Source organism: Candidatus Phytoplasma sp. AldY-WA1 (assembly GCF_020312115.2).
In the GTDB taxonomy this organism is placed as follows: Bacteria; Bacillota_I; Bacilli_A; order Acholeplasmatales; family Acholeplasmataceae; genus Phytoplasma; species Phytoplasma vitis.
The window spans coordinates 13,267-37,081 of sequence record NZ_JAHRHX020000002.1; the positions used below are offsets into that span (position 1 = coordinate 13,267).

Sequence of the window (23,815 nt, forward strand, 5' to 3'; positions counted from 1 at the left end):
ATAAATGAAAAAAAAAATACTTTCTATTATTATTATTGTTGTTTCTATTTTATTTTTATGTTTATTTTATTATTTCAAAATAAAAAATAAAAATCCAGATAATAAAAAGGTTATCTTATTGTTCAATTGGGGAGAATATATAGACCCTAGTATTATAAAAAAATATAATGAACAATCAGATAAATTTATTATAAAACAAAGTTTTTTTTCATCTAATGAATTAGCAATTAACAAAATTAAAGCTGGTAATCAATATGATATCGCCATTTTAAGCGAATACGCTATCGAACAATTAAAAGATAATCATTTAGAAAAAATTGATTTTACTAAATTTTTAAATTTACCGGAAATAAATGAAAATTTTAAAAATTTGAAAGAAAAAATAACAGATACAAAAATATTAGATTTTACTATTCCATATTTTTATGGAAACTTAGGACTTTTATATAGAGATGATAAATTTTCTGAAGGAAAATTATCATCTGAATGGAAAGATTTAATAATTAATCCTAAATATAAAATCGCTTTATATAATAACGCTTTTGAAGGAATATTTATAGGATTAAAAGCTATCAATAAAGATATTAGTCTAAATTCAGAACAAGATATCCAACAAGCTAAAGAATGGTTAATAAACTTAAAAAGACAAAATATCAATCTATCTTTTATCACCGATCAATTATTAGATAGAATGAAAATAGAGAAAAATGAATATTATGATATTGCTGTAGCTTATTCAGGTGATGCAAGATATTTAATGAAACAAAATCAAAATTTAAAATATTATCCATTTAATAATGAAGGAACTAATATTTGGTTTGATGGATTAGTTTTACCTAAAGAAAGTCAAAAAGAAGGTGCTTATGATTTTATTAATTTTTTATTAAAAGAAGAAAATAGAAAAAAAAATAATAATTTTATTAATTATGATTCTCCTTATGATGAACAAAATGATGAACAAATAAAAGAGAATAATCCGTTAGAATTAAAAATAATTGAAAAAGATAAGATATATAAATACAATAAAACATATAAAAAACAAATTAGTGATGCTTGGAATGAAATTTATTCTTATTACGATCCTAAAGATAAATATTTAATAATTTTAGGTTTAATTATTTTATTTTTATTTTTATTAATATATATCTTTATAAAGATATAATTATCTTATTTTATGATTTTAGATATTTTTTTTATTTAAAATTTTTTTATATAAAAATTAAAATTATTTTTTTATTTAAAAAAAGAATAGAATAAATTTTCTGTTCTTTTTTAAATAAATTACACAAAATAATATAAATTTAAAATTTATTGATTAAGTAAAAAAAGAAATTAAAAAATTTAATTTTGCACTGTTATATTTTTGATACAACTTTATAGTGATAAATCAACTGCTTTTAAGATTATTACAGTTGTCGAGGTTGAGAAGGTGCGTAGTGTTTCAAAATTTTAGATATTTTTTTTAAAAAAATCTTTAAATAATTTTCGTCTTAAAATTTTATTCCTTTCTAAAAATGTTTTTAGAAAAGAAATGAAATTATTTTAATTTTTTAATAATAAAAAAAGACTAACTTAATAGTTAGTCTTTAAAATTTTCTTACAAAAAGTGTCTAAAGTTTTAGAATACCTTGATATTAAGGATTTTGTGGCGGATAAGGCGGATATTGATATTTTCTAAAAGTAAATTTTTATCTTTTTGACTAATAAAGCAAATTAAACCAGAAAGTACAATTAAAGCTATATAAATTGCATATATTTTTATTGAGTGTTTTTTATTCCATTCGTTTATTGCTATCAATGATTTATTTTCTTTTTCTGATATTTTTTTTGAATTTTTCTCGTTGGGATTTGTTTAGTTGGGATTCGTTCAATTGAAGATATGTTTTTTCTAAATCAATACATGAAAATTATTGCACTTCGGGAATATTAGACTGTATTTTATTAACTACAGTAATCGCTAAACCTATTAAAATTGATGTTAAAATTATAAAACATATAACTCTACCTAAACTAATTTTGATACAAATTTTATCAATTTTATAAAAACACTTTCTTTTATAATTTTAAAAATTTCTATGAATTATTAAAATTATAATTATTAAAATTATAATTGTTAAAATTCATTAATATATATATTCAATTATCTTATTTCTTTTTGATTCATATTTATGAATATTATTATTATTTATAACAAATATTTTGTAAAAAATGAATTAGTATAATATCAAAACCTTATAAATAGTCATAAATTTTTTTATTTTGTATTTATTATATGATACATTAATTTTAATATTTAAAATTTATTTTTGCAAATATTTAAATAAATTTTTTTTAATTTATAATATCTAAAGATAAAAATATACCCAATATTATACTAATCAATGGCGAAACATCAACTAAATATTTAATCGTTAAAAAGGAAAATTTGTTATTATGTTTGTATTGATAGATAATAACTTTTGATTGTGATTATAATCGATAGTTTTATTAGTAGAGGGATCTAAAAATCGAAAAGTTATTTTTTTTTGTAATTGTTCTTTATTTAAATATAATATTTTTTGTTTTAAATTTAAATTACTTATAATATTAGCCTTTAAAAGATAAATTTGGAAATTATACTCATTTAATATTTTACTTAACAAAAAACCATTTAAAATAATTATATTTTTATCTTCATTGTATATATCAATAAGGATATTTTTATTTGAAAATTCAATATTTATTATTTCTAAAGGACCTTTTACAATTTTTTGAATAATTTTGTCTAAATGTAATTCTGATGATTTATCATTATGATTGTTATAATTGTTTTTACCCTTATCAACAGATTTTATTAATTTAAGAATCTTTTGAATACCAGATGTTGGCGTAGTATCATTATCAAAAGCTACTAAATCAGAAAAAGTAATATTTTTTGCATGTCCTATTGCGGTAACAATCGGTATTTTTGAATTTTTAATAGCTGTGATTATATCTGAATTATTAAAAACATTATTAATTTCTGATTCATCGCCGCCTCCACGACTAAGTAAAATAATATCACATTTATGTTTATCATTTACTTCTTTAACCATTTTACAAATATCATCAATAGCTCCGAGTCCTTGCGTAAGAACAGAAAAGATTTTGTATTTTTGATAATTTGCTTCTTTTAATTCCCATTTAATATCTGAAAGAGCATCAGATCCTTCTTTTGTTAAAATCCCTATTTTTCCGTCTGATTTTATATCTTTATTTTCTATATTTTTTTGACAATTTTCGTCTTTAATATTTTTTATCAATAAACAATTAACAATTTCTAATTTATAAGTCCAACGTGTATAAAAATATTTATAAATTAACTTACTTTGGATAATAATACTTTGATTTATTATCTCTGTTTTAAATGTTGAATTTCCTGTTATTCTAATTTCCTTATCATTTTTTTGATTAGTAATGAAAAATTGTCCTTTTTGATTTCGCTTAATATAACCTTGGATTAAAGGTAATTTATTTTTTTTATATTTATCTCTAAATTCGTCAATTTTTTTTAAAAAATCAGCAACATTTAGGCAGTCTTCTATAGAATATTCCATTTGTTATTTTCCTTTATATATTTAAAACATATTAAAATTTAGAACTTTTTTGTATATCAACATTATATTACATTTTTTTAAAAATCACAAATTTTTTATTTAAATTATTAATTTATTTTCGGAGTTTTTTAATTTAATTTTATATTGTTTTCACTTTTTTTTGAGTTTGTCATTGAGCCATAATAAAATATTTAATTTTTTTTATTCTTGATATACATTTCATTTTAAATATTTATCATAATTATAAAGTAATTTTTTAATAAATATTTGAACTATTTTTTTAATTATTGTTATGTCTTTGACATCTTTTGAAAGTTTTCCATCTTTACATGATTGGTTAAAGTTGCAGTTATTCACTAATATTATTTTAATCATAAAAATTATTAATAACTTTATAACAAGCGTTATTTTTTACTTTCTCTAAGATGTTTTTTCATATCTGTAATTTTTTCATTATTAAAAAATTTAAGACAAATATGATTTTCTTTATTTCAACCAACAATTAAACAAATAATTTTTATATTAATATCATTCAATTTTCTTTTTAATATACAATCTTTTTATTTTGAAATAAAAGAAAAATTAAAATTAATTAAGATTAAAATTTATTTAAAATATTATAAATATTGATATAATATTACTATCTAATTCAAAAAGTATTAAGTCTTAAAAATAATTATTTTATTGTAAAAAAGTTTAGATTTTTAAATAAATTTTATTTTTTAATTTATTATTTTTTTTAAAATATCTCAAAATAGAAAATTATTGATTTAAATTTCAAAAAAAGATGTAATTTAAAAAAAATAAAAATTGAAAATTTATTCAAGAGGGAAACAATGTGTTCTGTTAAATATCTTTATGATAATTATATTTCAAATATAAATAAAAAAATTTGTATTAATGGATGGATTAAAAATTGTCGTTTTCAAAAAAATTTATTTTTTTGTGATTTAAGCGATGGTACTTTTATTAAAGAATTACAAGTAGTTTATAAAAACGTTCAAGAAAATTATTTTCTAGAAATCAAAGATAAGTTACAAGTAGGAGTTTCTTTATATTTAGAAGGTAATTTAGTTCTTACTTCTAATGCGGCTCAGCCTTTTGAATTATTAGCTGATAAAATAATTGTTTTAGGAGAGAATCATGGTTCTTATCCTATTCAATCTAAAAAACATTCTAAAGCTTTTTTACGTCAAGTAGCGCATTTAAGATTTAGAACGAAACTTTTCGGAGCTGTTTTCAGAATTAGAAATACAGCTAGTATTGTTATTCATGATTTTTTTCAAAAAGAAGAATTTATTTGGGCACATACCCCTATTATTACTACAAGTGATGGTGAAGGCGCAGGAGAATTATTCCAAGTGACTACTTTAGATTTAAATAAAGTCCCTTTGGATAAGAATAAAAAGGTCGATTTTAAACAAGATTTTTTTGAAAAACCAACTTTTTTAACTGTTACCGGCCAATTAGAAGGCGAAGCGATGGCTTTAGCTTTTAAAAAGATTTATACTTTTGGTCCTACTTTTAGAGCTGAAAATTCGAATACTTCCAAACATATATCAGAATTTTGGATGATCGAACCAGAAATGGCTTTTTGTGATTTAAAAGAAAATATGCAAATAGCTCAAAAAATGCTTCAATATATTATTAAAAATTGTTTAGAAAAAAATAAAGAAGATTTTTTATTTTTAGAACAAAATATAGAACCAAATTTAATTCAAAGATTAGAAAAAATAGCTCATTTAAAAGAATTTAAAAAAATTAAATATGCTGAAGCCATCGAAATTTTATCAAAAAGTGGCGTTGAATTCGAAAATAAACCTTTTTATGGTTCAGATTTATTTACAGAACATGAAAAATTTTTAACTAATTTTTTTGATGAACCTATTTTTGTTATCGATTGGCCTATTGATATCAAAGCTTTTTATATGAAAAATAATCCAGATAACAAAACTGTGGCCGCTATGGATTTATTAGTTCCTAAAATTGGAGAATTAATAGGTGGTTCTCAAAGAGAAGAAAATTTAGAAGTTTTAAAAGATAAGATGCATAAATGCAATATTTCTCCAAAAGAATTGGAATGGTATTTAGATTTACGTCGTTTTGGTGGTTGCATACATTCAGGTTTCGGAATAGGATTCGAAAGATTATTACTTTATTTAACTGGTTTAGATAATATTAGAGATGTTATAGCGTTTCCTAGAGCTTCTAAAAAAGGTTTTTTTTAAAATAATAAAAATTATTAGAGGATTTTAATGATGGGAATAATATTAAATAACGTTTCTAAAGTTTTTGTAAATAAACAAAATAAAAAAAAATCTTACGCCGTTGACCAAATTAATTTAGAAATTCCTACTGGAGAGTTAGTAAGTCTTTTAGGACCTTCAGGATGTGGCAAGTCAACTATTCTTTATATGATTGCCGGATTATCCCAAGTTACTAAAGGAAAAATTTTTTTTGATGATAAAGATGTTACCAATCTTCCTCCTGAAAAAAGAGGCATTGGTTTAGTTTTTCAAAATTATGCATTATATCCACATATGACTGTGCTTCAAAATATTATTTTTCCATTACAAAATTTAAAATTTTCAGATGAACAAATTCAAAAAGAAGTGAAAAGAATTTCTGTTTTAGCTTCTATTGAAGAATATTTAGATAAAAAACCTTCTGAACTTTCAGGAGGACAACAACAAAGAGTCTCATTAGCTAGAGCTTTAATTAAAAATCCTAAAATTTTATTATTAGATGAGCCTTTATCTAATTTAGATACTCGACTGCGTTTAAAAATGAGAGAAGAAATTAGAAGAATTCAAAAAAAAACAAAAATTACAGCTATTTTTGTAACTCATGATCAAGAAGAAGCCATGTCTATTAGTGATAAAATTTATGTCATGAATAAAGGTGTTATTCAACAAAAAGATATTCCTAAAAAAATTTATGAAGACCCCGTTAATTTATTTGTAGCATCTTTTTTAGGTGTGCCGCATATTTCTATTTTTAACGGACAAATTAAAGATAACAAATTGATGATAGGTGATACAGTTCTTTTGACTCATGCTAGATTTAATAATATGAATCAAGAAGTTCATGTTGCGATCAGACCAGAAGGATATAATATAGAAGATAATGGTCTTTTCGAAGTAGAAGGCATAGCTTTAGAAAATATTGGAAGAGAATTATTTTTATTAGCTAAACATCCTCATTCAGTTCATAAAACCTTTCAAATTATTATTCCTACTTATAAACAGAAATTATTAGATTTATCTCATGTTTATAAAAAAAAAATTCGTTTCAATATTGTTGAAAATAGATTTTTTATTTTTGATAAACAAAGCGGTAATAGGATTTATTAAATGTTAAATATGATAAATCAGAAAAAAAATAATCATTGGTTTTATTTAACTCCTGCTTTGATTATTTTAACTATTTTTACTTTTTATCCTTTAGTGAAAGTTTTCATTATTTCTTTTACGCATTATGATAAATTTAGTGATACTTGTCATTTTCCTATCGGTTTTATTAATTATCAAAAAGTTTTTCAAGATACAGAATTTCTTTATGCTTTGAAAAATACTTTAATATTAGTTGTTGTAGTAGTTCCGATTTCTATTTTTATTGCTTTAATGATCGCTTTAGCTTTAAATAATGTTAAAAATTATTTTTTTAAAAATACTTTTAAAACTTTTTTTTTCTTGCCTTTAATTTCTAATAATGTAGTTATGGGAATGATTTTTGGTATTTTCTTTTATTATAATTTTGGTATTAGTTCTAATAAACCAAATGGTTTATTTAATACATTTATAGGAAAATTAGGTTTTGGTTATAACCATGAATGGATTAATAGAACCGCGCCTTATAGTCACAAAATGTTTGTTTTAATTTTATATAATATTTGGAATAGACTATCGTTTAAAATTTTTGTTTTTATTTTAGCTTTACAAGACATTGATAAATCATATTATGCTGCCGCTAAAATTGATGGAGCTTCTAGATGGCGTATTTTTACTAAAATCACTTTGCCTTTGATTAAGTCTGTTATTTTTTATCAATTTATTATAGAGATGTTAGCTGTTTTTAAAGAATATGAATCTGTTGTGGGTTTATTTGGACATAATCATAATTATAAAATAAGAACAATAGTGGGTTATATTTATAATCAATTATCTAGTTCGACTTTTGAATCTTATGCTAAAGGAACAACAGCGGCGATTATATTATTTATGATTTCTATTTTATTTACAATAACAAGTTTTATCTTTTCTAAAAAAAAAATAAATTAATTTAAAGGTTATAAAAATATAATGAATAGTATAAAAAAACCTTTATTAAATGTTTGGCGTAATTTAATAATGAGAATTAAAAAAATTGATTTTTTATCTCTTTTGAAATATTTATTTTTGTTTTTAGTTACTTTTTTATTTATTTTACCTTTTTACTTGATGTTCATTACATCTACGAAAACATCATTAGAAATTATTCAAGATAATGCCTTATCATTGCCTAAAAAAGGATTCCATTTTCTAGAAAATTACGGAAAAGCTTTCCAAGGGCAATTTCAATTTATACCTTATTTTTGGAATACTTTGAGAGTTACTTTTTTATCTACTTTATTGGGAACTTTTTGTTCTATTGTAACAGCTTATGCTTTAAGTAATATTTTTCATTTTCGTTATAAATCTGTCATAAAATTGTTATTATATTTAGCTTTAATGACAACGAGTGAAACATTAACCATCATTAATTATAGAATTGTTTCTAATTTAGGTTGGGTTGATTATGGTAGAGGCTCAAGAGTCATGTTTGGGACTGATTACGCTTTAATTATTCCTTATTTGATTAATATCGTTCATATTTTACATTTATTAATAACTTTTAATAGTGTTCCGAAAGAATTATATTATAGCTCTAAAATAGATGGCGCTAGTAATTGGAAGTATCTTTGGAAAATATTAGTTCCTATTACTAAATCGAGTATTATTGTAACTGTTATTTTTAGAATAGTGGCTAGTTGGAACGCTTATGCTTGGCCAGAATTAATGGGAGCTAAATTATTAACTAATATGGCCAGAAAAACTTTTGATAATGAAATAGGGGAAAATATAAATATTCAAATGGCGGTGGCTTTTTTAATTAATATACCTTTGATTTTGATTTTTATTTTTTTTAGAAAATATATTGTCTCAGGAGAAAATAAAAGTGGTATCAAGGGATAAAATGAAAAATTTTTTATTTCTTTTCAGTTATTTTTTATTGTTATTTATTATTACTTGTATATTGAATATAATAGCTATTTCTAACAAAAACAATTTAAAAGAAAAACCTTTTACATTAAACAAAGAACAATTTCAAAAAGCTAAAGAAGATTTTGAAAAAAAAAATCCTTCAAAAAAGGTTAAAATTACTTTTTGGCATAATTTATATGATAAAGAAGGCGAAGTATTAAAAAAAATTATTAAAAAATTTGAAACCGATCATCCTGGTATCGAGGTTTTAGCAGATAATAAAGGCAATTGGGGCCAAATTTTTAAACATGTTTCAAACGCTTTAACTGTGGATAAACAACCTAATTTAGTTGTTTCTTATCCGGATCATGTAGGCTTTTATCATAAATCTAATAAAGTACTTCCTTTAGATGATTTTATAAAAGAAGATGAAGATTTTCAAGATGATTTGAAAAAAAATAATTTTTTAAAATGTTATTTTGAAGAGATCCAAATAGAAAATGATGAACCGAAACATTATTATTTACCTTTTTTAAAAACAACAGAAATTATGTTTTATAATAAAGATTTATTAAAAACAGCAGGACCAATCCGCAATAAATCAAATAATGAATTATTAGTAGATGAAGAAGGTAAAATAAAAAAAGATTCACTGACATGGAAGGAAATGGATGAAATATCTGAACAATTAAAAGTTTCAAATCCAAAAGATTTTATACCAATAGTTGTTGATAGTGAATCTAATTTATTTATCATTTCTACGAAACAAAAAGGAATAACCTACCCAATAACAAAAAAAGAAACTGAACAATTTTTAAAAGAACCTCAAGTTAAAAATTTATTGAAAGATTTTAAAGAAAAATACGATCAAAAATATTTCACTTTAGGCAAATTAACTGGCGAAGAAGATAAAGTTCCTGAACTTATTATGAAAAACAATATTGCTTTTTATATTACATCAACAAGAAGATTAGACACTTTATGTATCAAAAATGATTTTATTCCTAAATTAGGTTATACAAATATACCTACTTTTGATGATAAATCAAATCAAAATATTTTACAAGGTTCAAATGTTAATTTATTTTATTCTCAAAATAAAGACGAAATGTTAGCTTCTTGGTTTTTTTTAAAATATTTAACTTCTACAGATGTTTATAAAGAATTTTTACAAGAAAATAAATTTTTTAATATTAAGCGTAAAAATGAAATAGACAAGATAGATGATTATATAAAAGACGAAAAATCAAATGAAGAAACAGAATCAAAGAAAGCATTTTTTAAAGCTTTTTCGAAAGATTTTATTTCAAAGAATGCAGAAAAAGATAATTTTTTTACTACTTCGATTTTTGAAAATTCAGATTTTTTTAGAAATATTATAGCAGATTTATTTATAGATATTTTAACGATTGACAAAGATGTCGAAGATGTCAATAAAGCAAAAAGAATTGAAGAATTATTAAATGAAGCTATTCAAAGAATATTGACAAATTAAAAAAATCATTTATATATGAAGATATTTTTTGAATAAATATCGTTCTTTCATTCAATTAAAATTATGCATTTTTTAAAAATTAAACATTAACAAGGATGATATTAACATGGAATTTATTAAAAAACAAATTGAACTGAATGATACAATTATTATTCATGGTCATAAAAAACCTGATGGAGATTGTTATGGTTCTCAATTCGGTTTAAAAGATATAATTACGGCTACTTATCCAAATAAAAAAGTTTATGTTGTTGGAGAAGAAGAACCTAAATTATCCTTTTTAGGTATCAAAGATCAAATAACAGATGATACTTATCAAGAAGCTTTAGTATTTGTTGTCGATTGTGGCCAAAGTTCAGTTATCAGTGATCCTAGATATAAATTAGGAAAAATGATTATTCGAATTGATCATCATTTATTTATAGAAAAAATCGGTGAATATGAATGGATAGATAGTAATTTCGCTTCTTGTTCAGAAATGATTTATCATTTTAAACAATATAATAATTTAAAATTAACTAAACAAGGAGCTTTACCTATATATACAGGTATAGTCACTGATACAGGTAATTTTCGTTTTGAAAGAGTCAATTCTAATACTTTAAAATGCGGAGCTAGTTTATTAGAATATGGTTTTGATGTTTTTGAAATCGATCAAAAAATAAATTTTAAAAGTTTAGATTTATTAAAATTTCAAGGTTATGTATGCAATAATTGTGTTACTGAAGAAGGTTTAATTTATTTTAAATTTTCTAGTCAAACCATTCAACAATTTAAGATCAATATTGAACAAGCTTTTTCGATATTAAATATTTTAAGTTATGTTGAAAATAATCCTGTATGGGCATTTATTTTCGAATTACCCAATGGTAATTTTAAATTGAGTATTCGTACTCAAGGCCCAGAAATAAGTGATATCGCTCATCAATTTGGTGGCGGCGGTCATAAAAAAGCTTGTGGAGTTATTCTGAAAACAAACGAACAATTAAATGAAATTATTCAATTAATAAAAACATCTATTAAAAAATTTAATTTTGAAAATAATCAAAAATAATTTTATTTATGTTTATTTAAATGAGGTAAAAAATTAAGATTATGTTTGATCATGATAATATTGCTGCTATCGCTACTCCTTTAGGAACCGGAAGTATTAGTGTGATAAGAGTGAGTGGATCTGAAGCCATACAAAATATTAATAAAATTTTTAAAAGTGCTAAAAAAAATTTTGATTTGTTAAAAGCGCCTTCGCATACTCTTCATTATGGTTTTATTTTAGATCAAAATCAAAATATTTTAGATGAGGTTTTAATTTCTGTTTTTAAAAAACCTCATTCTTTTACTGGTGAAGATGTTGTTGAAGTTCAGGGTCATGGTGGTATTTTAATAACGCAGTTATTATTAGAGAGAATTTTATCTTTAAATATTAGATTAGCTCAACCAGGAGAATTTAGTAAAAGGGCTTTTTTAAATGATAAAATAGATTTGATTCAAGCGGAATCAATTATGGATTTAATTTTTGCTCAAAACGAAAATGTCGTTAAATTATCGAATTTAGGTTTGCATAAAAAAAATTCTCAATTGGTAGAGAATTTAAATAAGAAAATTATGAAAATAATAGGACAAATAGAAGTTAATATTGATTATCCTGAATATTTAGATATTGAACAAATGACTAATGAAATTATTTTGCCTCAAGTTCAAGAATTAATTACGCAAATGGAAGAAATTTTAAATTTATATTTTAAAAATCGTTTTTTAAAAAACGGAATTAAAACTTTAATTATTGGAAAACCAAATGTAGGTAAATCTAGTTTATTAAATGTTTTGTTACAAGAAAAAAGAGCTATTGTTTCTGATATCGCAGGAACTACCAGAGATTATGTAGATGGCTTTTTAAATATTAAAGGTATTTCTTTGTTTTTAATCGATACAGCAGGAGTTCATGAAACTAATGATCCAATAGAAAAAATAGGAGTTGAAAATACTAAACAACTTTTACAAAAAGCAGATTTAGTTTTATTATTGTTAGATAAAAGTAATTATTTAGAAAAAGATGATGAAATATTACTTGAATTAACTCAAAAATATCCTAGAATTATAATAGGTAGTAAATCTGATTTACCTTCAAAAATTAATTTGGAGCAAAATTTAAAAGAAATGGTTTCCATTTCTAATCATACTCAAGAAGGCATTGAAGATTTAAAAAATAATATTTTAAAAATTTTTCAATTAGATCAAATTCAAGATAAAGATTTCAATTATTTATCTAACGCTAGACATATTAAACAAATCAATATCGCTTTAACATCTTTACGGAATATTATTTTAGATATCGAAAATCAAATGCCTATCGATATCCATACCATTAATTTAAAAGAATCTTATGACGCTTTAAATAATATTTTAGGTAAAAATATTCCAGATGGATTACTAAATGAATTATTTTCTAATTTTTGTTTAGGAAAATAAAAATATTAAAATTAATAGTAAATATAATAATTAATTAAAAATTTGTTTTTTTATTTTATTTAATATTAATTTTATATATAATTTCTGTTATTCAGATAAAAATAAAAAAGGAATTATAAATTTAAAATGATTAATATCAAAATTAAAAATGGTTTAACTGGAGCATTTTCGAGAGGAATTAATGTTTTAGAAATTATAGAAAAAAATCAAATGAATTTTTCTCAAAAACCAATAGCAGCTTATTTCAATAAAAAACTAATCGATTTAAAAACAAAATTAGATACTGATGGAGATTTAGAAATTATAACTTCGGAACATCCAGAAAGTTTAAAAATTTTGAATTATAATACGTCTTTTTTAACATTACAAGCTATTAAAAAAATTTATCCCGATTCTCTTTTAGTTACGATCTCATGTCATAAAGAAGGTTTTTATTGCGAAGTAGATTTTAAAGATATTGTTTTTTCTCATAATGATTTATCTACAATAGAAAAAATGATGCAACAAATTTCTCAAGAAAAATTAGATATTATTAAAAAACAAATAACTCATAAAGAAGCATGTGATAAATTTAATTTCAATAAATATAAACTATCAATATTAAAAAAAAATAAAGATATTAATTTAATTAATATTTATTCTTGTCAAGATTTTGAAGATTTACATTTAGAAAATGTTCTTTTGACTAATACTAATATTATGAAAAATTTTAAATTATTAAAAATATCTGGTTCTTATTTTGAAGGAGATGTTAATAATTCGTCTTTAACAAGAATTTATGGAGTTTCTTTTTTTAATAAAAAAGATTTAAAAAAACATTTAAATTTATTAACAGAAAGAAAACAGAGTGATCATAAAAATATTAACAAAGAACAAAATTTTTTCATGTTATCGCCAGAAGTAGGTTTAGGACTTCCTTTTTGGTTACCTAATGGGGCTACTGTAAGACGTATTATAGAAAGATATATTATTGATAAAGAGCTTAATTATGATTATCAACACGTTTATACTCCTATTTTAGCTAACACTAAATTATATAAACAATCTGGTCATTTAGAACTTTATAAAGAAAATATGTTTCCGATAATGGATCTTGCTAATAAAGAAAAATTAGTTTTACGCCCTATGAATTGCCCACATCATATGATGATTTTTAAAAAACAATTACGTAGTTATAAAGAATTACCTTTTAAAATTGCAGAATTAGGAATGATGCATCGTTATGAACATTCAGGAGCTGTTTCTGGTTTACAAAGAACAAGAGAAATGACTTTGAATGATGCTCATATTTTTATTCACGAAGAGCAAATTAAAGAACAAATTACTCAAATTATTAATTTTATTTTAGAAGTTTATAAAGATTTTGATATTACAGAATATAGCTTTAATTTAAGCACAAGAGATGTTTTAAATAAAAATAAATATTTTGATAATGATTTAATATGGAAAAAATCAGAATCTATTTTAAGAGAAATATTAATAGAGAATAAAATTCCTTTTAAAGAAGTTCAAGGAGATGCTGCTTTTTACGGTCCTAAATTAGATATTCAAGTTTTAACTGCTTTAAAAAATGAAGAAACTTTATCAACTATTCAATTAGATTTTTTATTACCAAAAAATTTTAATTTAAGTTTTATAGGTCCTGATAATAAAAAAATTACCCCTATTGTAATTCATAGAGCTATTATTTCTACTTTAGAAAGATTTATTTCTTATTTGATGGAAAAAAATAAAGGAGCTTTTCCTTTATGGCTTACTCCTATACAAATTGTTTTAATCCCTGTGAATAATCAATTTCATTTAGAACATGTTCAAAAAATTAAAAATTTATTAATTAAAAATAATTTTAGAGTAGAGTTAAATGATAAAGAATTAAGTTTAAGTTATAAAATAAAAGAAGCACAAAAAAGTAAAATTCCTTATCAAATAGTTATAGGCGATCAAGAAATCAAAAGTAATTTGTTAACTTTTAGAAAATATCAAAGTAACAAACAAGAAACATTGTTTGTTGATGATTTTATTCAAATGTTAAATAAAATTATTATAGAAAAAAAATAAATTTCTTAATTATAAAAATTTTTTTTATTTTATTAAATTGATGGAATTATTTTTTTTAAAAAAATACGCTTTAATTAAGTGATTTTGTAATTTAAATTATTTTATTTATTTAATTTTTTATTATTTATTATTTTGATCAAAATAATAAAAAAAATATTTAAAGGAAAATATTTTATGCGTATTGAAACAGTTAGAATATTCCAAAAAAATCATAAAATAACTTATGATACATGGTTAAAAATTTTTAATGATATTCGTTATACTCCTTCTTCTTTTAATTTACAACCTTGGCGTTTTTTTGTTTTTGAAAGTGAAGAAAATAAAAAAAAATTAAAAAAAGTTCTTCAAGGTAATTCGGTTCAATTAGAAACTAGTTCTGCTATAGTTTTAGTATGCGGAAATTTAAATAAAAAAAATTCAGGAGAATATATTTATAGTCAAAAAGTATTAAATGGAGAAATAACTAACGAAAATAAAGAACTTATAATGAATAAAATAAAGCATTATTTTGATAATATAAGTTTTCATCGATTACAAAATGAAATTTTTTTAGAAGGTGGAATTATTTCTCTTAATTTTGTTTTGACTCTTCAAAATTTTGGATATAATTCTTGTTTTATGGGTGGATGTGATTTTAAAAAAATAAACACTCTTTTTAATATTCCTGATTTTTATACTCCTATGATTTTGATTGCTGTGGGAAAAGCCGAAAAAGATGTTATAAAAAATAAAAAAGCTTTTAAATTAAATCCTAAAGAATTTGTTTCTTTTTTATAAGAAAAAATACATAATCGAGAGTATATATTTTTTTATTCTTAATTTTTTTAACTTGATATATAAATAAAAAAACCGCTTAATTAGCGGTTTTTTTATAAAATCATTATCTATTATTTAAAATATCAATCGGTTTTTTTGTAGACCATTTATAAATAATAAAAGATGTAAACAAAATTGTTAAAAAGAAAATAAAACTAAAATTTAAAAGAATAAAATATAAAACTCTTAAAATAGGGTTCCAAATTAAAAAAGGATAACGTATATTTCTCAAAAAATTAATAAAATAATTAGAATTATTTTTGTCTAATAACGCTTTTATAATTTCTTCTTTTGTAAAGTTTGTAAATTCATCCAATTGAACCTTATAGTCGGCAAAATGATTATTTATATCTTTGCCTACTATCGGTTGCATAGTACAAAAACTAAATGTCGAAGGATATAAAAATAATGTTAAAACAAAAATTAAAAATGTTTGTATAAGTGCGAAAATAAAACCCTCTACAACAAAAATTTTCCCAACATTAATACCATTAGAACCTAAAGATCTTAAAATCCCTATTTTACCCTTTTGTAGTTTAGCGCTCATATTAAAATAAAGCAAAATCATTATACCAGGAATGAATGTGACAAAAAATAAAAAAAATTTATTAGTAATTAACTCATCAAACACAAAAATAACACTTTTAGATATTGAACAAATTAGAATTTCAAACAAATTCGATTGTATTTCCCATTCTGATATTGTTCTACAATGATTAATGATTCCACTACTTTTGTAAGCTAAAATACTAAAACAAGTACCACTGAAAATTAATGTAACAAATACAGTTACTATAGTAGTTAAAATTAAAAAGAATTTTTTATTTTTAAAACTCTTCAAAGCATTTTTAAAAATAAAATTCAAAGATAAACGACTAGGAGAAGAAATAAAATCGTTGCTTTCTTGAATAATTTTATTTTGATCAGTTGGTAAGAAATTATTTTGAAAATGATCATTTTGATTTATACGTTTTTTTGATAAGTTATTTAACATTTCTTGAGTTAAAATTTGCCCTACTTTCAAAGAATTTTCTTCTTGTACTTTATCTTTCATATTATGTTTACGTATGTAATCAGATATTATTTGACCGTCTTTCATTTCAATTATACGATCTGCGTATTTATAAGCATTTTCATTATCATGAGACACAACAATTACTAATTTTTCTTTAGATAAATCTTTTAATAAATCAAAAACTTGACTAGATGATTCACTATCAAGATTACCAGTAGGTTCATCTGCGAAAATAATATTAGGGTTTTTTACTAAAGCTCTTACGATCCCTACTCTTTGTCTTTGCCCTCCTGAAAGTTGATTTATTTTACGATTCAAAAAACTTTTATCTAAATCTACTTTTTCTAATAAACTGTAAATTAAATTAATATCAGGTTTTTTATTTTGCAATTGATTAGTCAAAATAATATTTTCGAATACGGTCATATCTTCCATTAAATTAAATTCTTGAAAAACAAAACCAATCATCCCATTACGATAGTTATCTAAAAGTCTTTGATTAAAATTAGTAATATCAGTTTTAGCAACACTAACTTGTCCATCACTAGCAGTATCTATTCCAGTTAAGATATTAAAAAAAGTAGATTTACCAGAACCTGATTTACCTAAAACAAAACACATTCCTTTATCAGGTAAGGTAAGCGAAATATTAGATAAAGCTGGCGTAATAAACCCACCTTTAGCAATATAACTTTTATTTAATTTATTTATTCGAAACATATATTATTCATTTCCTTCTTTATAAAAATAATTTTTTTATTATATTAAAATTTTCTCAACTTAATAAAATATATAAAATAATTATAGAACATTTTAAGAAATATATCTATTTTAATATAACAAAATATTGATTAAAAATAGATGTTTTTTTATTAATTATTTTATTTTTGAATTTATTTAAAAAAATTTATAAAAAACGAAATTTTTAAATTTTAAAAAAATTTATTTTTTAATAAAGAGTTCCTTCTTCTAATAAAGATAGTAAATCTTCATTAGAGGCATCGATAATATAATTTTTGATATCAATATTTTTCAAAAGTTCTTGTAAACTTTTTTTGTTATAAGAAACATTGATAAATTTTTCTAAAAATTCTGATAAATTATTTTCTTTATGAAAAAAATCTCCTTTAAAAATTATTTTCAATATTTTGCCGTTTTTTAAAGATAAAAAAATTTCTAAATTACCCCAATGAAAACGTTTTTTTAAATTTTTGTCATATGTAGGATGTTCTCCAAAAATCCATTCTTTAGAAGAATATTTTTTTGCCATTTTTTCAATTTTATATATTTCATCTAAAGTTAAATTATATTCTTCATTTGTTAAATAATTATTTAGATAATCCATCAATTCTTGTTGAGACATTCCATTTAAATGTTCTTTTAAATTAGTAACTCTTGAAGAAACACTTGTGATTCCTTTAGAAATTAGTTTTTCATTATTAGGAGTAATACATCTTACCATGGTATCAATATCGCAGTCATAAAGTAAAGTTCCATGAATTACCATACCGTTTTTATTTTGCATAAAGGCATTTCCTGAAACTTTTTTTTCATTTAACATAATATCATTTCTACCACTAAAATATAAATTAATTCCTAATTTTTGAAAAGCTTCAATAATTTTTCCTAAATATTCTCGGAAATTAAAATTTTTATCTTTTTTGGCAGTAATAATACTAAAAAGAGGTGTTTGAGGATCATTATAAACACATCCACCGCCTGTCGGTCTTCTAAATAATTTGATTTGATTTTTTGTAGTAAAATCGAAATTTACTTCATTTTCAATAATTTGATTTTTTCCTATAACTACACCTTTAATTTGCCATTGAAAAAAAAACACTTCGTCTTTTTTTAAAAGATTATTCAAAATATATTCTTCTAAAGCGAAATAAAAATAAGGTTTCAAATCTTTTACTCTATTATATTTTACTAAAATCATTGATTTTCCTTTCAAGATACAACAAGATACCAAAAGAATATTATAAAAAAATAATTTTAATTTAAAATTTTTAATCTAAAATTATTTTTTATTTATTATATCGATAAATAAAATTTTTTCTCAAAAAATTTTATTTTCCTTAAAAAAACCAAGATTTATTTTTGTTGATATTTTCATTAAATGTATCCAATTCTTTAATTTGTTCAATAAGTTTTTTTTGATGACTAGATAATTTAGTAGGAGTTTTAATTTTGACAATAACAAAATGATCTCCTTTACGAAAATTTGAATGTAAATAAGGAATACCTTTATTTTTTAATTTAAATTTAGTATGAGTTTGTGTTCCTTCTGGTATTTTTAATTCGACTTCGCCATAAATAGTAGGAATACTTAATTCTTTTCCTAAGATAGCATCATAAAAATTAATCCAAACAGTAGAAATAATATTTTGTTTTTCTCTTTCGAAAATTTCATGAGGTCGAATTTTAAAAGTTATATATAAGTCACTATTTTTTGAATTTAAGTGTCCTCCATGTCCTTGTTGATCAAGTTTCATTGTCATTCCATCTTCTACTCCAGCAGGAATATCAATGCTTATTGTTTTAACATTTAAAACTCTTTTAGAAGATTTGCAAAATGAACATTTTTTAGCAATTATTCGACCTGCGCCTCTACAATAAGAACATACTTGTTGGGTACTGATATTTCCTAAAAAAGTTCTTTGATATTTGGTAATATGTCCTGTTCCATTACAATAATTACAAATTTTAACATCTGTTTTATTTTGTGCTCCTGTGCCATGACATTGTTTACAATCTTCTTCGAAATCAACCTTAATTTCTTTTTTTCCACCTAAACACGCTTCTAAAAAATCAATAACACATTCTACGTATTTATCTTTAACATTATTTGTATTTTTTTGTTTATTAGTTCGATTTTCTCCAAAAAAACTTCCAAAAATATCATCAAAATTGCCAAAATCGGAACTACTAAAACCTTGGTTAAATCCTTGAAAACCACTATTATTAAAATTACTATAATCTTGGTGCCCAAAACGATCATAATCACTTCTTTTTTGCGCGTTACTTAATACTTGATAAGCTTCTTGAACTTCTTTAAATTTTGTAGCAGCATTATCTTCTTTAGATACATCAGGATGATATTTTTTAACAAGCCTATGATAAGATTTTTTAATTTCTGTATCACTCGCATTTTTAGAAACTTCTAAAACATCATAATAATCCCTTTTAGATTTCATAATAAAACCCCTCTAGTTTTATATTAAATTTTATAGTTAATAAAGAAACCAAAAAAAGATTAATTTCTTTTTTTGGTTTACATTCTGTCAAAGAAAATTATTTTTTCTCTTTAAATTCAGCGTCTACTACTTCATCTGGGTTAGAAGTTTTTTCATTTTCTGATTTAGAATTATCATGAGTAGAATTTTCTTTTGATTTTTCTTGAGCTTTTTGATAAGCTTTGATAGCTATTGATTGAGTTTCTTTTTCTAAAAGACTCATTTTGTCTTTAATAATTGTGACATCTTCTTGTTTTAAAGCTTCTTCTAAATCTTTAATTTGTTCTTCAATTTTATTTTTTTCTTCTGATTGAACTTCATCTTTTAAAGTTTCTAAAGATTTTCTAGTTTGGAAAATTAAGTTATTAGCTTCATTTAAAGTATCAATTTTTTCTCTTTTAATCTTATCAGCTTCTGCATTTTCTTCGGCCTCTTTAATCATTCTTTTGATTTCGTCTTCTGATAAAGAACCACTTCCTGAAATAGTAATTTTTTGTTCTTTGTTAGTTCCTAAATCTTTAGCTTTGACAGAAACGATACCATTAACGTCAATATCAAAAGTCACTTCTATTTGTGGAATACCTCTTTGTGCAGCTTGGATTTCATCTAAACGGAAATTACCTAAAGTTTTGTTTTCTCTTGCTAAAGGTCTTTCACCTTGTAACACATGAATGTCAACTGAAGTTTGGTTATCTTCTGCAGTAGAAAATACTTGTTTAGCTGTTGTTGGAATTGTTGTATTTCTTTCGATTAATTTAGTAAAAACATTTCCTAAAGTTTCAATTCCTAATGAAAGTGGAGTCACATCTAAAAGAACGATATCTTTAACATCTCCTGATAAAATACCACCTTGAATAGAAGCTCCCATTGCAACTACTTCATCAGGGTTAATGCTTTTATTTAAAGTATTTTTATTTAATTCTTTTTTAACTAATTCTTGAACAGCTGGAATTCTAGTTGAACCACCTACTAATAAAACTTGATGAATTTCTCCCGGAGTCATATCAGCGTCTTTCAAAGCACGTTTTAAAGGAATTAAACAACGATCAACTAAATCTTGAGTTAATTCATTAAATTTAGCTCTTGTTAGATTATATTCGAAATGAATAGATTCACCGACAGAATTTCCTTGTTCTTGTCTTTGGATCATTGTTAAAAATGGTAAAGAAATTTGAGCAGACATAGCATTACTTAATTCTTTTTTAGCATTTTCTGCAGCGCTTTTTAATCTTTGCATTACAGCTTTATCTTTGCTTAAATCTACTAAATGTTCTTTTTTAATTTCTTTTAGTAAAAATTCAATGATTTTGTTATCAAAATCATCTCCACCTAAAAGATTATCTCCAGAAGTTGATAAAACAGAAAAATTACCTTCTGCTAAATTTAAAATAGAAACGTCAAAAGTTCCTCCACCTAAGTCAAAAACTAAGATATTTTGTTCTTTATCGCTTTGTTTATCAATACCGTAAGCTAAAGCAGCAGCTGTTGGTTCATTAATAATTCTTTTTACTTCTAAACCAGCAATTTTTCCAGCATCTTTAGTAGCTTGTCTTTGGGCATCATTAAAGTAAGCAGGTACAGTAATAATTGCATTTGTTACTTCTGCTCCTAAATAATCTTCAGCTTGTTTTTTTAAATTTCTTAAAATCATTGCGCTTATTTCTTGAGGTGTATATTTTTTATCTTTAATATTAACTGTAAAATCTTTTTCTCCCATATGTCTTTTAATAGACAATATAGTATTTGGATTAGTTAACATTTGTCTTTTAGCAACTTCACCTACTAAAATTTCATCATTTCTAAATGCTACAATTGAAGGTGTAGTTCTTCCACCTTCTGAATTAATAATAACTTTAGCTTCTTTGCCTTCCATAACAGAAACACAAGAATTAGTTGTTCCTAAGTCGATTCCAATAATTTTATTTGTTTTCATTTGAATTATCACTCCATTCGTTTATTTTTACCATTGCTGGTTTAATAACTAAATCTTTGTATAAAAAACCTTTTTCTATAACTGCTAAGTTAATTCCGTTTGGTTTATTTTTATCTGATATTTTTTCAATTGCATGATGAAATTCAGGATTAAATTTTTCGCCTAAAGCTTTAATTTCTTGAACACCATCTTTATTCAAAATATCTTTTGTTTGTTTAAAAATCATTTTAAAACCTAATAAAAAATTTTTTAATAAAGGTTCTTCAGTAGGCATTTCTAAAGCTTTTTCTAATTGTTCTAAAGGAGCTAACATTTCAGTAATTAAATTCATAGAAGCGTATTTTAAAGAATGCATTTTTTCTTTTTGAATTCTTTTTTGAAAATTATCTAAATCTGCTTGATATTTTAATTTTTCATTAGCATATTTTTTAGTGATTTCTAATAAATTTTCTTGTAATTGTTTATTTTCTATTTTTAATTTTTCAATTTCTTCTTTATCGTTAACTAATTCAGAACAATCATTAGTGCATTTTTGATTATCTTTATTTTTATCACAAAAACCTTGATTATTGTCTTTGCAACAGAAATTATTTTCGCATGAATCTTCTTGCTCAAAAGTTCCTTTTGGACAATTATTTGTTTGACATTCGCCTTTTTCACAAGTATCTTTTGGGCAATTTCCTTGTGTGCAATTACCTTTCGAACAATTTTCTTTTTGGCAATTTTCTTGCTCAAAAGTTCCTTTTGGACAATTGTTTGTTTGACATTCGCCTTTTTCACAAGTATCTTTTGGACAACTTCCTTGTGTGCAATCGTTTATATTCTCGTTTTTTTGAGTTTTATCACAAGAACAGTTTTGACAATTTTTATCTTTTTTTTCATTCATTTTAACTCAAATAAAACTCCTTTTATTTATTTTTTTTCATATAAATGAGATATATGAGCTGATAAATATTCTAAAATAGGTATAATTTCTGAATATTTAATTACATTAGAACCTAAAACAGCTATAAATCCTTTTTCATTTTCGTTAATATTGTAAGGAATAGAAACAAAAATAAATTTTTTATAAGGAATTAATCTAATTTGATTAGCTAATTTACAAATTACTTCCTTCGAATCGTAAAAGAAATCACTTAATTTTTTTGTATTTAAAATTTCGTATATATCTTTAATATTTATAATTTCTTGTTCTGTTTGAGAAGTTAAAAAATTAGAAATACCATAAAAAGAAGTATTATTATTATAAAATTTATAAAAAGCTTCTAAAAAAAATTGTATTAATTCTTCTTGATATTTAATATGTTTTTTGATTTGTTCTTGACAAAGATCACTTTGGATAATTTGTAAAGCTTCGTTTAAATATTTATTGATTAACAAATTATTAAAAATATTTACAATTATTTTTAAATCTTCTACTTTAAATTCTTTATCTTCATCTAAAAAAATATTTTGATGTTGCAAATGACCTTTATTTGTAAGAACAAAAATAACTGCTTGCCGAGAATTAACAAAAATCAAATCAATTTTTTTAATTTTGCTTGTTTTTAAAATATCAGGTTTGATATCTATAATAGCATGATTCGTTAAATTACATAATAATTTTAAAACTTCTTGAACAATTTTTTCTTTATTTGAATTTTTTTTTTGAATTATTTTTTCAAATAAAGTTAAAATTTCTTTCGTTTCTGGTTTGCGAGTCATTAAATTATTAAGATAAAAAACATAACCTTTTAAAGAAGGAATTCTACCACTAGATTTATGATTTTTGATTAAATAACCTTTTTCTTCTAATTGCAACATATCATAACGGATAGTAGCGCTGGAAAATTTTAAATAAGGTATTTTAGATAAAAAATCAGAACCTATGGGTTTAACTTCTTTAGAATAATTTTCTATAACAGCCTTTAAAATTAATCTTTTGCGATTTGAAAGCAATTCTCATACCTCTAGTGTCGATCAATTCTAGCACTCATTTATAATGACTGCTAATATT

General features: G+C 22.7%; 18 protein-coding genes. 10 read left to right on the forward strand and 8 right to left on the reverse strand.

Annotation, left to right across the window (positions count from 1 at the left end):
• The first annotated feature begins 4 nt into the window (after window positions 1-4).
• Window positions 5-1,162, forward strand: coding sequence for an extracellular solute-binding protein (locus KTO59_RS00235; RefSeq protein WP_284928125.1), 1,158 nt, complete (start codon window positions 5-7; stop codon window positions 1,160-1,162).
• 1,249 nt (window positions 1,163-2,411) lie between these two features.
• Here the strand turns inward: KTO59_RS00235 and KTO59_RS00240 are convergent.
• Together KTO59_RS00240 and KTO59_RS00245 are read right to left on the reverse strand one after the other, a co-directional pair.
• Window positions 2,412-3,575, reverse strand: coding sequence for an exodeoxyribonuclease VII large subunit (locus KTO59_RS00240; protein WP_284928126.1), 1,164 nt, complete (start codon window positions 3,573-3,575; stop codon window positions 2,412-2,414).
• Window positions 3,576-3,794: 219 nt separating this feature from the next.
• On the reverse strand, window positions 3,795-3,950 hold the full coding sequence (locus tag KTO59_RS00245; protein ID WP_284928127.1) for a hypothetical protein: 156 nt from the start codon (window positions 3,948-3,950) through the stop codon (window positions 3,795-3,797).
• A gap of 461 nt (window positions 3,951-4,411) precedes the next feature.
• On the opposite strand from KTO59_RS00245, the gene asnS reads away from it, so the two are divergent.
• The 9 genes from asnS to KTO59_RS00290 all read left to right on the forward strand — a co-directional run bounded on the left by asnS (window position 4,412) and on the right by KTO59_RS00290 (window position 15,596).
• Window positions 4,412-5,803, forward strand: a complete 1,392-nt coding sequence (asnS, locus tag KTO59_RS00250; protein WP_284928128.1) for an asparagine--tRNA ligase — start codon at window positions 4,412-4,414, stop codon at window positions 5,801-5,803.
• Window positions 5,804-5,833: 30 nt separating this feature from the next.
• Window positions 5,834-6,928, forward strand: coding sequence for an ABC transporter ATP-binding protein (locus tag KTO59_RS00255; RefSeq protein ID WP_284928152.1), 1,095 nt, complete (start codon window positions 5,834-5,836; stop codon window positions 6,926-6,928).
• Window positions 6,929-6,937: 9 nt separating this feature from the next.
• Window positions 6,938-7,855, forward strand: coding sequence for a carbohydrate ABC transporter permease (locus KTO59_RS00260; protein ID WP_320412670.1), 918 nt, complete (start codon window positions 6,938-6,940; stop codon window positions 7,853-7,855).
• A gap of 21 nt (window positions 7,856-7,876) precedes the next feature.
• The gene (locus KTO59_RS00265; RefSeq protein WP_225696252.1) at window positions 7,877-8,788 is read left to right on the forward strand and encodes a carbohydrate ABC transporter permease; all 912 of its coding nucleotides are present in this window, start codon (window positions 7,877-7,879) and stop codon (window positions 8,786-8,788) included.
• A gap of 1 nt (window position 8,789) precedes the next feature.
• A complete protein-coding gene (locus KTO59_RS00270; RefSeq protein ID WP_284928130.1) occupies window positions 8,790-10,292 on the forward strand; it encodes an extracellular solute-binding protein in 1,503 nt (500 codons plus the stop codon).
• 106 nt (window positions 10,293-10,398) lie between these two features.
• Window positions 10,399-11,346, forward strand: coding sequence for a DHH family phosphoesterase (locus tag KTO59_RS00275; protein ID WP_284928131.1), 948 nt, complete (start codon window positions 10,399-10,401; stop codon window positions 11,344-11,346).
• A gap of 41 nt (window positions 11,347-11,387) precedes the next feature.
• Complete coding sequence (mnmE, locus tag KTO59_RS00280; RefSeq protein ID WP_284928132.1) at window positions 11,388-12,761, forward strand: tRNA uridine-5-carboxymethylaminomethyl(34) synthesis GTPase MnmE; 1,374 nt, start codon at window positions 11,388-11,390, stop codon at window positions 12,759-12,761.
• Window positions 12,762-12,887: 126 nt separating this feature from the next.
• Entirely contained in the window at window positions 12,888-14,819 is a 1,932-nt protein-coding gene (gene thrS / locus KTO59_RS00285) for a threonine--tRNA ligase (protein WP_284928133.1), read from the forward strand.
• A gap of 174 nt (window positions 14,820-14,993) precedes the next feature.
• On the forward strand, window positions 14,994-15,596 hold the full coding sequence (locus KTO59_RS00290; protein ID WP_225696259.1) for a nitroreductase family protein: 603 nt from the start codon (window positions 14,994-14,996) through the stop codon (window positions 15,594-15,596).
• Between the two features lie 103 nt (window positions 15,597-15,699).
• Here KTO59_RS00290 and KTO59_RS00295 read toward each other — a convergent pair whose 3' ends face one another.
• The 6 genes from KTO59_RS00295 to hrcA form a co-directional block, all read right to left on the reverse strand.
• Window positions 15,700-17,370, reverse strand: a complete 1,671-nt coding sequence (locus tag KTO59_RS00295; RefSeq protein ID WP_284928134.1) for an ABC transporter ATP-binding protein/permease — start codon at window positions 17,368-17,370, stop codon at window positions 15,700-15,702.
• Window positions 17,371-17,599: 229 nt separating this feature from the next.
• Window positions 17,600-18,589 (reverse strand): lipoate--protein ligase, encoded by a 990-nt coding sequence (locus KTO59_RS00300; RefSeq protein ID WP_284928135.1) that lies wholly within the window; start codon window positions 18,587-18,589, stop codon window positions 17,600-17,602.
• Window positions 18,590-18,728: 139 nt separating this feature from the next.
• Window positions 18,729-19,847, reverse strand: a complete 1,119-nt coding sequence (gene dnaJ, locus KTO59_RS00305) for a molecular chaperone DnaJ (protein WP_284928136.1) — start codon at window positions 19,845-19,847, stop codon at window positions 18,729-18,731.
• Window positions 19,848-19,944: 97 nt separating this feature from the next.
• Window positions 19,945-21,819 carry a molecular chaperone DnaK gene (gene dnaK / locus KTO59_RS00310; RefSeq protein WP_284928137.1) on the reverse strand — a complete coding sequence of 625 codons (1,875 nt, stop codon included), beginning with the start codon at window positions 21,817-21,819 and terminating at the stop codon, window positions 19,945-19,947.
• Window positions 21,806-22,705: a nucleotide exchange factor GrpE gene (locus KTO59_RS00315; protein WP_284928138.1), complete on the reverse strand. Its 900-nt coding sequence runs from the start codon at window positions 22,703-22,705 to the stop codon at window positions 21,806-21,808. The genes dnaK and KTO59_RS00315 overlap by 14 nt, the downstream gene beginning before the upstream one ends.
• Window positions 22,706-22,731: 26 nt before the next feature.
• A complete protein-coding gene (hrcA, locus tag KTO59_RS00320; RefSeq protein WP_225696286.1) occupies window positions 22,732-23,757 on the reverse strand; it encodes a heat-inducible transcriptional repressor HrcA in 1,026 nt (341 codons plus the stop codon).
• Between the last annotated feature and the right edge of the window lie 58 nt (window positions 23,758-23,815).

Coding starts and splice junctions, on each gene's coding strand:
- KTO59_RS00235 (WP_284928125.1), top strand. CDS start 5: ATGAAAAAAAAAATACTTTCTATTATTATTATTGTTGTTTCTATTTTA.
- KTO59_RS00240 (WP_284928126.1), bottom strand. CDS start 3,575: ATGGAATATTCTATAGAAGACTGCCTAAATGTTGCTGATTTTTTAAAA.
- KTO59_RS00245 (WP_284928127.1), bottom strand. CDS start 3,950: ATGATTAAAATAATATTAGTGAATAACTGCAACTTTAACCAATCATGT.
- asnS (WP_284928128.1), top strand. CDS start 4,412: ATGTGTTCTGTTAAATATCTTTATGATAATTATATTTCAAATATAAAT.
- KTO59_RS00255 (WP_284928152.1), top strand. CDS start 5,834: ATGGGAATAATATTAAATAACGTTTCTAAAGTTTTTGTAAATAAACAA.
- KTO59_RS00260 (WP_320412670.1), top strand. CDS start 6,938: ATGATAAATCAGAAAAAAAATAATCATTGGTTTTATTTAACTCCTGCT.
- KTO59_RS00265 (WP_225696252.1), top strand. CDS start 7,877: ATGAATAGTATAAAAAAACCTTTATTAAATGTTTGGCGTAATTTAATA.
- KTO59_RS00270 (WP_284928130.1), top strand. CDS start 8,790: ATGAAAAATTTTTTATTTCTTTTCAGTTATTTTTTATTGTTATTTATT.
- KTO59_RS00275 (WP_284928131.1), top strand. CDS start 10,399: ATGGAATTTATTAAAAAACAAATTGAACTGAATGATACAATTATTATT.
- mnmE (WP_284928132.1), top strand. CDS start 11,388: ATGTTTGATCATGATAATATTGCTGCTATCGCTACTCCTTTAGGAACC.
- thrS (WP_284928133.1), top strand. CDS start 12,888: ATGATTAATATCAAAATTAAAAATGGTTTAACTGGAGCATTTTCGAGA.
- KTO59_RS00290 (WP_225696259.1), top strand. CDS start 14,994: ATGCGTATTGAAACAGTTAGAATATTCCAAAAAAATCATAAAATAACT.
- KTO59_RS00295 (WP_284928134.1), bottom strand. CDS start 17,370: ATGTTTCGAATAAATAAATTAAATAAAAGTTATATTGCTAAAGGTGGG.
- KTO59_RS00300 (WP_284928135.1), bottom strand. CDS start 18,589: ATGATTTTAGTAAAATATAATAGAGTAAAAGATTTGAAACCTTATTTT.
- dnaJ (WP_284928136.1), bottom strand. CDS start 19,847: ATGAAATCTAAAAGGGATTATTATGATGTTTTAGAAGTTTCTAAAAAT.
- dnaK (WP_284928137.1), bottom strand. CDS start 21,819: ATGAAAACAAATAAAATTATTGGAATCGACTTAGGAACAACTAATTCT.
- KTO59_RS00315 (WP_284928138.1), bottom strand. CDS start 22,705: ATGAATGAAAAAAAAGATAAAAATTGTCAAAACTGTTCTTGTGATAAA.